The organism is Rossellomorea sp. GQ25, from assembly GCF_059758515.1.
The window spans coordinates 127,575-140,401 of record NZ_JCAXEQ010000002.1 but is presented as its reverse complement, the minus strand read 5'-3'; the positions used below and the strand labels follow the sequence as shown (position 1 = coordinate 140,401).

Below are 12,827 nucleotides of genomic sequence, written 5' to 3'. Positions count from 1 at the left end.
GCCATTCAAGAATATCAACTATAGAGAAGGAGCCATGATCTCATGAAGGTATTTTGTTTAGGAGGAGCCGGGAAGATAGCCCGGGAGGCGATTTTGGATTTAGTGACCCACTTTGATTTTGACCTTATTACAGTCGCCGATTATAACGAGGATGAAGGAAAAAAAGTAGTTGAATGGTTAAATGATCCCCGGGTGAATTTTGTGAAAGTGAATGTTCATGACCATGAGGATACGGTTTCAAAGATGAGAGGCTATGACATTGTCATGGATGGCACCACCATTGCATTAAATGGGAAAACGACGGCTTGTATAGCCGAAGCGGGATGCCACGGAATCAACCTGAATGGCTTCGGAGAAGAGGATGCCTATCACGATCTGTTCAAGGAAAAAGGAAGGACTTGTCTCCCTGGATTTGGAATGACTCCCGGACTGACACAACTTATGGCTATTCATGCTACCAATCAACTAGATAAGGTTGAGAGTGTGCGGGTCAGTCATGGTTCCTATCGCCCGATTGCCTTTTCTAAATCGATTACAGAGACGACAACCTATGAGTACGATCCTAAACTTCCGGGTAGAGTGGTATATGAGAATGGTAAATTCATTCAGGTTCCTCCATTTGCCCGTCCAAGAAAAATTGAGTTACCCGAACCTTATGGAGAAGGAATTCAATATATCATTCCTCATGCTGAGACGAAAACCCTGGCTAAAGCATTAAGATCCAAAGGAGTTCAACTCATTGAAGTCCGTGGAACATGGCCAGAGAAAAACATGAACTTGATTAAGTCCTTATATGAATATGGTATTTTGAGAAACGACAAGGTTGAAATCAACGGAAAGGAGGTCGGGGTCATGGACGTTTTAGCGACATATTTGCATCAATCCAAGGAAGGGAACGAAACGGATCTATACGGGTATGCCTTACACATTGAGGTAGTGGGTGAGAAAAACGATGAAAAAGTAAAGCATACACTCTACCATACGCATCCATTATCAGATGGCTCAGTAATGGGCTGGGAAGGACTTAGAGCGTATACTCGAAATGTAGCCATTCCTTTTGCCATTGCCACTGGGATGATAGCGGAAGGAAAAGTAAAAGACACAGGAATCATCATTCCTGAGGATGCCTTTCAGGATCCGAAAGAATTTTTTGAAGAATTAGAAAAACGGGATATTTTTATACATAAAAAAAGAGAAATAATAGGTAAACCTTATAAAGCTTAAGAGATTTAAGGAGAATTTCAATGTCACTTTTAGCAGAAGAACGTAAAAAGATCATCCAGTCAGACCTGGAAGAATATGGTCAGGTCCGTGTGGCTGAACTAGCAGAAAAATTTGATGTTTCAACAGAAACCATCAGAAGATATTTAGAGGAGTTGGAAAGTGAGCAAAAGCTGAAAAAAGTCTACGGTGGAGCCGTGAAAATAGAGGAAGATACTGGAGAGCCTGCGTTATATGAAAGAGAAATCGTACGGATCAATGAAAAGAAGAAGATAGCTGACAGGGCACTTCAGTTTATTGAAGACAATGACGTCATTATCATAGATGAAGGAAGTACACCGTTACAAATGATAAAAGGGTTATGTGCTAAGCACAATATCACCGTGATTACGAATTCATTTCCAGTAGCATCCGCACTGATTTCTTACTCGAACCATAACCAATTTGATGGGGAAATCGTTTTTATCGGCGGAAGTGTACAGCCCCTTCACTATCGTTCGGGAGGATCCCTGACAGAAAAAATCGCCAAAGAATTTTGGGCAGACAAGGCATTTATTTCTACAGATGGATTATTCCATCCTAAAGGAGTCATGAGCTACGACCTGGAAAAATCCCAATTAGCACAAGTATACCTACGCAATGCCACTCACACATACTTGCTGGCTGACAGCGTGAAAATCGGGGTCAAAGCCACTTATCGAATAGCAGAATTTAACCAATTTGACTTCATCATCAGCGACGTAGATGCTCCCGAAGAATGGGAAGATGCAATACTGAAAAAGAAATGGGTTATCGGGTGAAATAAGAGGAGGGACGGACCTTGAAAAGGTCCGTCCCTCCGTTATTCAGCTGATCGATAGACTTCATATTAAGAATCTCCGCCTTTAGATAAAGCACCTGATTCATACCCGAATAATTCTGCCTCTATTAAACTTGGAGGGAAGGCTCCGCAGTTAAGCTCTAGAAAACTGGCGGTCGAACGATTCGAATGCTCGTGTATGTATTTTGCAATCATCGTTTTCCCGACACCGGTTTCCCCCTGCAAGAGAACTTTTGCATCGGTTTTCGCTACTCGATCAATGATGGTAAATACCTTCTTCATCCTTCACTGGAATAGATGGATGACTTCTCTGCTTCATTAGAAAACGTGGCATTCGAACTTTGGAGGAGGTTCTTTAGTTCTTGCAGCTCATCGATTTGAAGCTTTAATGTTAAGAGTTCGGTGATATCACGAACACTGTTTACAACGTATAAAATTCCGTCCCTCATTTTTTCTCATTTCATTTGAGAATCTTTTACATTCTTCATGCAATAGTTAAAGTCGATTCCATCATAAATAAGTAAAAATAGTATTGCTCCTAAAAGGGCACAAATGGCGACTTCAGGACCAATGAAAGCGAAGACTCCTCCTAAAATAAACCCAAGTAAAATAAATAAAAACCTCAATATATCCACTCCCAATTAAATTGCTATTAAATGGTAACAGGAATTTAGGCTTATTTGGAGGGGGAATAAGAGGTTTCCCTACTTTTTCCTTTCATCTTGATCCTCATCATCCACAATCACTTCTTGCTCCTCATGAAATTCCACTTCCGTCTGTCCAGTCACTTGATCAAACGGTGTGTAAAAGAGGGAGACGCTTTTCTTTTTAACAAACACCTTATAAACACCGATCAGCACCAATATGGTTACGGCTGTTGGGAAACCTAGATCGGATCCATATCACGAATCTCCACCGGCGGTTGTCACGGATACAGCCGAAATGGTTGCAATCATCGTTGCTTGCTGCGCTTGTATGAGTGTCTCAATGGCAGTCGATAAACTCGCTTGCATCATAGTAGAGTTCTCAATCTTATCACTGATCAAAAGGTTCACGGCCATCATCAAATTGATATCTTTGCGCCACTTGAAGTGCTTTTCAGAGTTAAGTTCTTCCCAAACATCCTTTACTTGATTCACTAAGTTCGAGTCGGCATTCACAAAAGATAATAGAGCGATTTGAGGATAGAACATCGCCTTCGTCTTGATGCCTGCTTGCTTCATGGTGTCAAACAAATAGATGCAGCGGCTGACAAGCTTATCTTGAGACGCTTCATCGTGCAGGGAAAGGATGTGACTCATGCTTTGGAGATCATTCCCTTTCCTGAATCCGGCATCGTTCAATTTCGTATAGAAGCCTTCAATCGTATAGATCAACTCACTCTGGTCCTCTTCTCTTTGAGCCAGCAGAGTGGCAAAGGGATAATCACTATGCCCTGTTAAAAAGAAATGCTGCTCTCTCATTTTTTTATACACCTTCATTGCATGATAGGACAGGTCTGTACTGTAATCATCATTCGAAAGCAGGGTCATGGCTGCTATATAGGTGAACGTTCCTCTTGAAAATCCAGCTTCTACTAAAGAATCATATAAGGCAAGGAATTCATGGAACTTTGATTCTGGCGTTTCAAAACGTGTATCAAGCATCGCCGCAAAGGTAAATCGGATTTCATGCTTTAACGTCGAAAATGCACCGACTTCATTTTTAATATAATCACTGACCTCTACAAAACGGTCGAGGTCAAAAGCTCGTTCATTCGTTACGTACAACGAAGCGACCATCATTAAAGAACGGGAATCCGATACCTTCCAGCGCAATCGCTTCTTTAATTGTGAATAAATATCCTTATATTTCTTCACTTTGCTCATCACATCTTCCATCCAGTTCACATCCCTTATTTTGTTAGTTAGTAAGGTATACGATTGAATGGTAAAAAAGTTTCGTTCAAAATATGTAAAGGAACCTTGACGTTAAGTTTCCTTTACATTATGATATGGAAATATAAGGAGGTATCCTTCTTTGAAAAATAAACTAGTAGAATACCGGAAGACGTTGGGATACTCCCAGGAAGGATTGGCAGCTAAATTAGGAGTTTCAAGACAAACTATCATTTCAATTGAAAAAGGGAAGTATGACCCTTCTTTGAAACTTGCATTTCAACTTGCTCAAGTGTTCGAAATGTCAATAGAAGAAATTTTTGTATACGAAGAGAGAATGGAGGAGAAATAGTGCAAACAAAAATTTACCTTATTGCGGGGTGGTTTCTGGCACTTCAGACTGTTTTTATGTTCATAGCAGGCATCATGACAAAAGAGTTTCCTTATTATGCCCTTACACCTATGTCCTTGACTGTTTTAAGCTTTTGCATGCATTATCTTCATCCACAGTTTAAGCAAAAGGATGAGCGGATGAAGATGATACGGGAAAAAGGAATGTTTTACTCCTTCTTTGCCATCATGACAGTTCATGTCGTTCTTATGACAGTCCTGCAGTTCGACCTAATCGGGCTAACGGCAATGAATCTATTAAACATCCTTACTTCCATTTCCATCATGACCGTATTCCTCTCCATGGTGATTGTGGCGAAAGTGTATTAAAGGAGAGGGACGGACCTTGTAAAGGTCCGTCCCTCTTCATGATCAATCTTCGTCAGTCGCAACCACTTTGATTTGAGGTTCACTATCATTATCCTCTACGATATGTCTCAGCTTGGACAACTTATTGGTCCAGAACCGCTCATAATACGATAGCCAGTCCTGTAATTTTGCCAATGGCTCCGGCTGCAGATGATAGATTTTTTCCCTTCCGACCTTTTCTCCCTTTACCAATTCAGCTTCAGAAAGAATGGTTAGATGCTTCGCAATGGCGGTCCGGCTCATAGGGAAGTGAGAGGTCAGGGCGGAGATGGGCATCTCTTTTTCGGAAAGTAGTCGAAGCACTTCCCGGCGGGTCGGGTCTGCAATAGCTTGAAACACATCATGTTTAACAGCAGACATTTAACCTTCTACAACCTTTCTCAGCTTCTCATCCACGATGCCAACCCAACCATTGGCCATTCTGTCGCGAATGACAGAGCTTTTTTCATGAGCTTTGGAAACAATCGCATCATCATGCTTCCAGCCGCCATGGATAAGCGTAAATTCTGTTTGATCTCCTACCTCTTTTAAAAGAAAAGAAACCACCCAGCCATCTGTATCCCATGAAAAAGATAACTTATGAGGAGGATCTAGCTCCAATACCTTGCAAGGAGAAGGGCCAAAAGGGGATTGAATATGAAATTCATGACCGACCTCCGGTTCAAAATCATTGGGCATGAACCAAGAGGAAATCCCGTCTGACGTGGAAACCGCGTCCCATACCTTTTGGATGGGAGCGTTGAATAAAACGGTTTGTTTAATATCTTCTAATTGATTTGATTTCATGAATGTCGCCTGCTTTCTTTGGGAATAAGTGACACCAATTGGTTTCGTTTTTTTATAATATAACACCATATGGTTTCGAGTCAATAGGTTGAAATGAAAAAAGAAGGATATAGATGGACGTTGTAGAAGTAGAGTCTCGTCGTATAAAATTAGACGTAGTTTGTAGTATATGTTTGGCAGGTGAAATTTAATCGGTGAACACGGTTGGCATAACCTTATAAAACCACCGGTCACACAAAAGCACAGAATGACAGGATGACTCAAATTCAGAATGATACATTTAGATAGCGGGAAGGAGAAAACGTAATGGAAATGCTGCACAGGATGAATGATTGCATTCAGTATATAGAGGACAATCTGGATGGGGAAGTCGGGATGGAAGAACTTGCCCGGTTGTCACTCTGTTCAAAGTTTCACTTTCAAAGGCTGTTTTCTCTTGTAACAGGCTATACAGTGGCTGATTATGTCCGGAAGAGAAGACTCACACTAGCCGCCAAGGAACTGGTCAACACGAATGCAAAGGTCATTGACGTTGCTTTCAAGTACGGATATGAAACACCGGAATCCTTCTCGAAAGCCTTTCGGAAGGCCCATGGAGTTTCGCCATCCCAAGTTAGGGAAGCCGGAACCACCTTGAAGGCATTTCCGCGAATATCCTTCCAAATACAACTTAAAGGAGAAGTCGAAATGGATTATAAAATTGTGGATAAAGAAGCATTTCAAGTGATTGGAAAAGGAAAAAGAGTTTCTACCTGTAACAGTGAGAATTTGAAAGTCATTCCTGCATTTTGGGATGAAGTGAACACGACTGATTTAGACAGGAAGATTTGTGAAGCAGCAGGAAATAACGAGATGCTCGGGATTTGTATGGAGTTTGACCATCCTAATGAAGAGTTCACATATTTTATCGGGGCGGAGAAAAAGAGTGAAGAAGATCGTTCATTGGAGGTAAAAGAGATTCCGGCTGCGACCTGGGCTGTCTTTGAATCTGTCGGTCCAATGCCACATGCAATCCAAGGCGTATGGAAGCGAATCTACTCTGAATGGTTTCCTTCGACTGGGTATGAACATGGCGGAGGTCCCGAGTTTGAATTGTACCCGCCAGGAAACCCGAATGGTGAGAATTATCGTTGTGAGATTTGGATTCCGATAATGAAGAAATAAGGATGGTTGGCCTCCAGTTCATTTCATGAATGGGGGCTTTTTTTTCTGCCATATAACATCGAGTTCGATTCTTTTTAAATAAACATTATCTTTTCCCACTCCTGAAAAAATCTCATCATCCTTCCCACATTTGGTTCCTACTATAATTATCAACCCAGCAGAGCTAACCAGCCTTACTCTCAATCAATAACAGCTACCTTCATTATTGTCCCCCTACGCATAATACTATAGAATCATATATACATACATATTGGGGTGAGAACGATTGAATTATAAACGAATTAAACCACGAAAAATATACGAAGAAGTGGCTGAGGTTTTAATCGATATGATTAAATCGGGTCAGTTAAAGTCAGGGGACAAGCTGGATTCCGTTCAGCAGCTGGCTGAGAATTTTCAAGTGGGCCGCTCGGCTGTCCGTGAAGCATTGAGTGCGTTACGAGCGATGGGATTAGTTGAAATGCATCAGGGAGAAGGTACCTATGTAAGGGAGTTCGATTCAAGTATGCTTTCTCTGCCTATTTATATTGCAGCCTTAATGAAAAAGGATGACGTGAAACAATTGCTGGAAGTGCGGAGAATACTGGAGGTAGGAGCCGTTGAAGCAGCAGCGTCGAGAAGAACCGACGAGCAGCTTAAAGAAATAAAAACTGCTTTAGATCAGATGCAATCAGCCAGTGATGAAGAGCTGGGAGAAGAAGCAGATTTCCGTTTCCACATGGCGATTGCCAAAGCTTCACAAAATGAGCTGCTGACGGGCCTCATGAACAATGTGTCGGAAATGATGGTCACCACCATGAGAGAAACACGCCGTCTCTGGCTGTATTCAAAAAAGTCGAGCTTGGATCGCTTATACCAAGAACACCAAAACATCTATGAAGCAATCGAAGCAAAAGACGGTCAAAAAGCACAGCAACTCATGCTCAACCATCTACATAACGTCGAAGAAGTCCTCATGAAATACTTCGAGGACATCCAAGAATAAGAGGGACGGACCTCCCAAAAAGACCAAACCTTGATTTAACAGGGATTGCGTTCTGATGGAGGTCCGTCCCTCTTGATTTTTTATAAAATTACAAAAATAAGGTTGTGGTATGTAAGCGTTTTAATTATACTGTTAAATATATTAGTCATCTGATGACCTGTTAACATGATTAGTTGGGGAGTTTGTGGGAGGAAATTAAATTTACTTTTAGAGGGGGTAGTTAGGATGAGTGTTGGTGTGTTAGCTTTATTGGCGGCCATGCCTATTTTTTCGGTTTTCTTGTTTTTAGTTGTATTGAGATGGCCGGCAAAGAGAGCGATGCCTGTTTCGCTGATTGTGACCGTGTTGATGGCCATGCTTGTGTGGGAAGTACCGGGGAATCAGGTTGCAGCCGCAAGTGTGAAAGGGGTTGTAACCGCACTGGAGGTAGCCGTCATCGTATTCGGTGCGATTTTGTTATTAAATACGTTAAAGGAAAGTGGAGCTGTTTTCACGATCCGCAAAGGATTTACGAGTATTTCACCTGACCGGCGCGTGCAGACGATCATCGTTTGTTGGTTGTTCGGAGCTTTCCTAGAAGGAGCGGCAGGATGGGGAGCACCAGCAACAATTGTTGCTCCACTCCTCGTTGCAATCGGTTTTCCGGCCATGGGAGCCGTCATGGTCGCTCTTATCCTGCAATCGACTCCCGTTTCCTTTGGGGCGGTCGGGACTCCCATTCTCATCGGAGTGAATACAGGGTTAAAGGATTCACCATTAGTTCAGCGATACGTGACAGAACAAGGCACGACAATGGATGCCTACATAAATGGAATTGGTGGTCAGGTTGCCATCATTCATGGGATCATCGGTATCTTCATTCCGCTCTTTATGGTCACCATGCTTACGTACTTTTTCGGAAAAAATAGATCCATCAAAGAAGGATTGGCCGTTTGGAAGTTTGCTATTTTTGCGGGATTGGCGTTTACGATTCCTTATGCTCTTGTCGCAAATTTTCTAGGACCGGAATTTCCTTCCTTGATCGGAGGTTTAGTCGGCCTGGCCATCGTGGTGCCGGCGGCTAAAAAAGGATTATTCGTTCCTAAGCGAACATGGGACTTTGACAAAGCATCTAATTGGGAACCGGCGTGGAATGGTTCACTTACTATTGACGAAACAGAAAAACCAAAGAAAAACATTTCTTTTCTTGCAGCTTGGATGCCCTATATTTTAGTAGCAATCCTATTAGTTCTTACGAGGTTAAAATCGTTGCCATTCACAGATTGGATCCAAGCCTGGGTTTTATCTGCAGACAATGTATTTGGTACGGCAATCTCGGTGGCATCAAAACCATTGAACATACCGGGAACGATTTTTATCTTCGTTTCACTGATCAGCATTTTCATCTATAAAATGAATATGAAGGATTACGGACGCGCCGTAAAAGATTCATTTAAGACCATCGTCAGCGCAATGGCGGCTTTAATCTTCGCCGTTCCAATGGTTCAAGTATTCATCAATTCAGGTGTCAATGCTGCAGAGTATGCAAGTATGCCACTGGTGTTAGCCGAAGGGATTTCACATGTGTTCGGAAGCTATTGGCCACTGGCAGCTCCTACGATCGGGGCCATAGGTGCCTTTGCTGCGGGAAGTAACACTGTGAGTAATATGATGTTTTCCCTTTTCCAATTTGGAGTAGCGGATAATATCCTGGCAACACCTGTCGTGATTGTTGCTCTGCAAGCTGTGGGAGGGGCCGCAGGAAACATGATTTGCGTTCATAATGTCGTTGCTGCTTCATCTGCTGCAGGATTAATTGGAAAGGAAGGAAATCTGATTAGAAAGACGCTCATTCCAATGGGCTTTTACGTAGTATTTGCCGGGGGGATTGGATACGTCTTAATTAACGGAATCGGCTTTAACATTGGCACGTTCATCTTGGCTGGAATTGTAGTGGTGATTGTCAACCTTATTATAAAAGGACAAAAACAAAGCAAGAAAGATATGAAACAAATCGGGAGAACAGCATAAGGAATGCCATGTAGCAGGCTCCCATCCTTGGTGAGCTTGCTTTGTTCAGCTGCTGAAAAAACAGGATTAACCAGCAGGTGAATTCAGTACAATAATCAGCAGTCAAAATTAATTCGAAATTCAACAGTTGGATTCAAATACCAATATTCATTTAAAAGAGGAATTACAAACTAATGCATCGAATTTCCATACTAAAAGATAATTTACACCAAGTCATCTGATGACCTGTTGACTTAAGGCGATCTACATTTTACACTAGTACTATTAGTCAACTAGCAGAGGATTCCAATGAAAGAATTCTCCGGAAAGTAAAGGTGAGACTCTATGAAAGTATCATTATTTGTGACTTGTTTAATAGACATGTTTCAGACCGATGTAGGAATGGATACGGTTGAACTACTTGAAAGACTCGGTTGTGAGGTTGATTTTCCAGAGAAGCAGACGTGCTGCGGACAGCCTGCTTATAACAGTGGATATGTAGAGAAGGCAAAAGAATCAATGAAGCATATGATATCCGTTTTTGAAAACTCGGATTATGTGATTACTCCGTCCGGATCGTGCGGAACCATGTTCAAGGAGTATCCTCATCTTTTTAAAGGGGATCCGGAATGGGGGCAGCGTGCTGAAAGATTAGCGGATAAAACGTATGAGCTTACTCAATTTATTGTTGATGTGCTGGGAGTTGAGGATGTAGGTGCGAAGCTCAATGGGAAGGCCACCTATCATACTTCCTGTCATATGACGCGACTGTTGGGGGTGAAGGAAGCTCCTATGAAACTCTTAAGTCATGTGGAAGGCTTAGAAATGAAACCGCTGCCACACAGTCATGATTGCTGTGGATTTGGAGGGACATTTTCGGTGAAAATGACCCCGATCTCAGAGCAAATGGTAGATGAAAAGGTGCAGCATGTAGAAGAAACGGAAGCTGATATTTTAATAGGTGCCGATTGCGGATGCCTGATGAATATTGGTGGACGCATTGAGAGACAAGGTAAGCCAGTAAAGGTGATGCATATCGCTTCGGTATTAAATAGCTGATAAGGAAGGAGGAGTAAAGATGGCGATGAAAATAGGGAATCAATCCTTTAACGACCGAGTATCAAGCGGGATTGCCGACACGTTTATGAGGGGAGCTGTTTCCTCTGCTCAAGGGCGTTTCCGGAATGGCCGGTTAAACGCGGCGGAAGAATTAGGGAATTGGGAAGATTGGCGTAAGCTTGGGGAAGAGATTCGTTCCCATACCATTGAAAACCTTGATTACTACCTTGAGCAATTGAGTGAAAATGTAGCCAAACGTGGCGGACATGTATTTTTTGCCGAAACCGCAGAAGAAGCCAACGAATACATTACAAATGTTGTGAAAAAGAAGGACGGTAAGAAAGTCGTTAAATCGAAGTCCATGGTGACAGAAGAAATCAATATGAATGAAGCCTTAGAGAAAGCGGGCTGCGAGGTTGTGGAAAGTGACCTGGGGGAATGGATTCTTCAAGTCGATGATCACGATCCACCTTCGCATATCGTGACTCCTGCCCTTCATAAAAATAAGGAACAAATCCGGGAAGTGTTTCGAAATAAACTCGGGTATGACAAGACAGAAAAACCGGAAGAACTGGCTTTATTCGCACGAGAAAAGTTAAGGGAAGAATTCCTTCAGGCTGATATCGGAATTACGGGGTGTAATTTTGCCATTGCTGAGTCAGGAACCATTTCTCTAGTGACTAATGAGGGAAATGCCCGTATGGTGACGGCCGTGCCGAAAACACAGATCACCGTGATGGGAATGGAGCGAATTGTTCCGACTTGGGAAGAGATGGAAGTCCTCGTCAGCCTTTTGACTCGTGCTGCTGTTGGACAAAAGCTGACCAGTTATATCACCGCTTTGACGGGTCCTAAACAAGAAGGGGAAGTGGATGGTCCAGAAGAATTTCACCTTGTCATCGTTGACAATGGCCGTTCGAAAATCTTGGGAACCGCCTTCCAATCGATTCTACATTGTATTCGTTGTGCAGCGTGCATCAATGTGTGTCCTGTATATCGACATGTTGGCGGCCACTCGTACGGATCGATTTACCCTGGGCCTGTGGGAGCCGTGTTGTCTCCGCTTCTTGGTGGATATGAAGACTACAAAGAGCTGCCATATGCATCCACATTATGCGGAGCTTGTACGGAAGCGTGCCCGGTGAAAATTCCACTTCACGAACATTTACTCCGTCATCGTCAGGAAATCGTTGAGAAGGAAGGAAAGGCTCCTATTTTTGAAAATTTATCGATGAAGGCCTTCAGTCTTGGAACAGCTTCACCAGCCATGTACAATATCGGGTCCAGACTCGCACCAACAACACTTGCTGCTTTTACAAAAGACGGGAAGATCTCAAACGGCCCGGGACCATTGAAAAACTGGACTGATATCCGGGAATTTCCAGCGCCGAAGAAAGATCGATTCAGAGATTGGTATAAAAAGAGACAGAAGGAGGGAAAAGCGGATGAGCATCGGTAACATCAAGAATCGTGATTCGTTTTTGAATAACCTGGCTGGTCATCTGGGAAGAGAGCGTAAATATCATGTAGATAAGCCTCAATGGAATCACAACCCCCAATGGGAAGTGTACAAAGATTACTCTCAGGATCAACTCGTTGACATATTAAAGAAGCAGTGTCAGTTTATTCATACCGACGTACATGAAACCGTTGCTTCTGAGCTATCCACTCTGATCCCCCATCTTATAAGGGGTTACGGTGGGAAAACAGTTGTGACCTGGGATGACCCACGATTTGCCGAGTTTGGTCTATCTGATTTTGGAGATGACGAGATAGATGTCCGCGTATGGGATCGGAATGGCGGAGAAGAGAATCTAGCTTATTCAGCGACTGCTGATATCGGTATAACCTTTAGCGATGCCACACTTGCCGAGTCGGGGACGGTTGTTTTATATAGTGGTGAGGGCAAGGGACGGGCAGTCAGCTTGCTTCCTGCTGTCTACATTGCCATCATCCCTAAGAGTACAATCGTCCCAAGGATGACCCAAGTGGCCAGAGACATTCACAATAAAATTGAAAGCGGTGAACGTGTCGTATCCTGCGTGAACTTCATATCAGGTCCAAGCAACAGCGCGGATATTGAAATGAATTTGATTGTAGGTGTGCATGGTCCTGTTAAGGCTACGTATATTATTGTGGATGATCATTAAATAGATTTGGGCCTGAT

Annotated in this window: 16 protein-coding genes and 1 pseudogene; 10 read left to right on the top strand and 7 right to left on the bottom strand. The window is 42.8% G+C overall.

Annotated elements, in window-relative coordinates; all coding sequences use genetic code 11:
• Window positions 1-42: 42 nt before the first annotated feature.
• Window positions 43-1,224: a saccharopine dehydrogenase family protein gene (locus AC6CIB_RS06480; protein ID WP_498278932.1), complete on the top strand. Its 1,182-nt coding sequence runs from the start codon at window positions 43-45 to the stop codon at window positions 1,222-1,224.
• A 20-nt stretch (window positions 1,225-1,244) separates the two neighbouring features.
• Window positions 1,245-2,021 carry a DeoR/GlpR family DNA-binding transcription regulator gene (locus AC6CIB_RS06475; protein WP_498278930.1) on the top strand — a complete coding sequence of 259 codons (777 nt, stop codon included), beginning with the start codon at window positions 1,245-1,247 and terminating at the stop codon, window positions 2,019-2,021.
• A gap of 68 nt (window positions 2,022-2,089) precedes the next feature.
• Here AC6CIB_RS06475 and AC6CIB_RS06470 read toward each other — a convergent pair whose 3' ends face one another.
• The 5 genes and pseudogenes from AC6CIB_RS06470 to AC6CIB_RS06450 form a co-directional block, all read right to left on the bottom strand.
• Window positions 2,090-2,323 carry a sigma 54-interacting transcriptional regulator gene (locus AC6CIB_RS06470; protein WP_498278928.1) on the bottom strand — a complete coding sequence of 78 codons (234 nt, stop codon included), beginning with the start codon at window positions 2,321-2,323 and terminating at the stop codon, window positions 2,090-2,092.
• Window positions 2,320-2,490, bottom strand: a complete 171-nt coding sequence (locus AC6CIB_RS06465; protein WP_498278926.1) for a hypothetical protein — start codon at window positions 2,488-2,490, stop codon at window positions 2,320-2,322. Before AC6CIB_RS06465 ends, AC6CIB_RS06470 begins: the two co-directional genes overlap by 4 nt.
• 6 nt (window positions 2,491-2,496) lie before the next feature.
• Window positions 2,497-2,667: a hypothetical protein gene (locus AC6CIB_RS06460; protein ID WP_498278924.1), complete on the bottom strand. Its 171-nt coding sequence runs from the start codon at window positions 2,665-2,667 to the stop codon at window positions 2,497-2,499.
• 78 nt (window positions 2,668-2,745) lie between these two features.
• Window positions 2,746-2,928: pseudogene (locus AC6CIB_RS06455) on the bottom strand (DUF3951 domain-containing protein); the annotation flags it as partial.
• Window positions 2,929-2,943: 15 nt separating this feature from the next.
• Window positions 2,944-3,921 (bottom strand): DUF4003 family protein, encoded by a 978-nt coding sequence (locus AC6CIB_RS06450; protein ID WP_498278922.1) that lies wholly within the window; start codon window positions 3,919-3,921, stop codon window positions 2,944-2,946.
• Window positions 3,922-4,060: 139 nt separating this feature from the next.
• Between AC6CIB_RS06450 and AC6CIB_RS06445 the strand changes: the two genes are divergently transcribed.
• A complete protein-coding gene (locus AC6CIB_RS06445) occupies window positions 4,061-4,270 on the top strand; it encodes a helix-turn-helix transcriptional regulator (RefSeq protein ID WP_498278920.1) in 210 nt (69 codons plus the stop codon).
• Window positions 4,270-4,638 carry a permease gene (locus AC6CIB_RS06440; RefSeq protein WP_498278918.1) on the top strand — a complete coding sequence of 123 codons (369 nt, stop codon included), beginning with the start codon at window positions 4,270-4,272 and terminating at the stop codon, window positions 4,636-4,638. The genes AC6CIB_RS06445 and AC6CIB_RS06440 overlap by 1 nt, the downstream gene beginning before the upstream one ends.
• Before the next feature lie 42 nt (window positions 4,639-4,680).
• Here the strand turns inward: AC6CIB_RS06440 and AC6CIB_RS06435 are convergent, their stop codons facing one another.
• Window positions 4,681-5,037 carry an ArsR/SmtB family transcription factor gene (locus tag AC6CIB_RS06435; protein ID WP_498278916.1) on the bottom strand — a complete coding sequence of 119 codons (357 nt, stop codon included), beginning with the start codon at window positions 5,035-5,037 and terminating at the stop codon, window positions 4,681-4,683.
• Window positions 5,038-5,463, bottom strand: a complete 426-nt coding sequence (locus AC6CIB_RS06430) for an SRPBCC family protein (RefSeq protein ID WP_498278914.1) — start codon at window positions 5,461-5,463, stop codon at window positions 5,038-5,040.
• A gap of 306 nt (window positions 5,464-5,769) precedes the next feature.
• On the opposite strand from AC6CIB_RS06430, the gene AC6CIB_RS06425 reads away from it, so the two are divergent.
• From AC6CIB_RS06425 to AC6CIB_RS06400, 6 genes are all read left to right on the top strand, one after another.
• Window positions 5,770-6,627, top strand: coding sequence for an AraC family transcriptional regulator (locus AC6CIB_RS06425; protein WP_498278912.1), 858 nt, complete (start codon window positions 5,770-5,772; stop codon window positions 6,625-6,627).
• Between the two features lie 265 nt (window positions 6,628-6,892).
• Window positions 6,893-7,612 carry a FadR/GntR family transcriptional regulator gene (locus AC6CIB_RS06420; protein ID WP_498278910.1) on the top strand — a complete coding sequence of 240 codons (720 nt, stop codon included), beginning with the start codon at window positions 6,893-6,895 and terminating at the stop codon, window positions 7,610-7,612.
• A gap of 225 nt (window positions 7,613-7,837) precedes the next feature.
• Window positions 7,838-9,622, top strand: coding sequence for an L-lactate permease (locus AC6CIB_RS06415; RefSeq protein WP_498278908.1), 1,785 nt, complete (start codon window positions 7,838-7,840; stop codon window positions 9,620-9,622).
• A 324-nt stretch (window positions 9,623-9,946) separates the two neighbouring features.
• A complete protein-coding gene (locus tag AC6CIB_RS06410; RefSeq protein WP_498278906.1) occupies window positions 9,947-10,660 on the top strand; it encodes a (Fe-S)-binding protein in 714 nt (237 codons plus the stop codon).
• 19 nt (window positions 10,661-10,679) lie between these two features.
• A complete protein-coding gene (locus AC6CIB_RS06405; RefSeq protein WP_498278904.1) occupies window positions 10,680-12,119 on the top strand; it encodes a LutB/LldF family L-lactate oxidation iron-sulfur protein in 1,440 nt (479 codons plus the stop codon).
• Window positions 12,106-12,810: a LutC/YkgG family protein gene (locus AC6CIB_RS06400; protein WP_498278902.1), complete on the top strand. Its 705-nt coding sequence runs from the start codon at window positions 12,106-12,108 to the stop codon at window positions 12,808-12,810. The genes AC6CIB_RS06405 and AC6CIB_RS06400 overlap by 14 nt, the downstream gene beginning before the upstream one ends.
• Window positions 12,811-12,827 lie beyond the last annotated feature (17 nt).

Coding starts and splice junctions, on each gene's coding strand:
- AC6CIB_RS06465 (WP_498278926.1), bottom strand. CDS start 2,490: ATGAGGGACGGAATTTTATACGTTGTAAACAGTGTTCGTGATATCACC.
- AC6CIB_RS06435 (WP_498278916.1), bottom strand. CDS start 5,037: ATGTCTGCTGTTAAACATGATGTGTTTCAAGCTATTGCAGACCCGACC.
- AC6CIB_RS06410 (WP_498278906.1), top strand. CDS start 9,947: ATGAAAGTATCATTATTTGTGACTTGTTTAATAGACATGTTTCAGACC.
- AC6CIB_RS06480 (WP_498278932.1), top strand. CDS start 43: ATGAAGGTATTTTGTTTAGGAGGAGCCGGGAAGATAGCCCGGGAGGCG.
- AC6CIB_RS06400 (WP_498278902.1), top strand. CDS start 12,106: ATGAGCATCGGTAACATCAAGAATCGTGATTCGTTTTTGAATAACCTG.
- AC6CIB_RS06475 (WP_498278930.1), top strand. CDS start 1,245: ATGTCACTTTTAGCAGAAGAACGTAAAAAGATCATCCAGTCAGACCTG.
- AC6CIB_RS06415 (WP_498278908.1), top strand. CDS start 7,838: ATGAGTGTTGGTGTGTTAGCTTTATTGGCGGCCATGCCTATTTTTTCG.
- AC6CIB_RS06425 (WP_498278912.1), top strand. CDS start 5,770: ATGGAAATGCTGCACAGGATGAATGATTGCATTCAGTATATAGAGGAC.
- AC6CIB_RS06430 (WP_498278914.1), bottom strand. CDS start 5,463: ATGAAATCAAATCAATTAGAAGATATTAAACAAACCGTTTTATTCAAC.
- AC6CIB_RS06405 (WP_498278904.1), top strand. CDS start 10,680: ATGGCGATGAAAATAGGGAATCAATCCTTTAACGACCGAGTATCAAGC.
- AC6CIB_RS06450 (WP_498278922.1), bottom strand. CDS start 3,921: ATGGAAGATGTGATGAGCAAAGTGAAGAAATATAAGGATATTTATTCA.
- AC6CIB_RS06470 (WP_498278928.1), bottom strand. CDS start 2,323: ATGAAGAAGGTATTTACCATCATTGATCGAGTAGCGAAAACCGATGCA.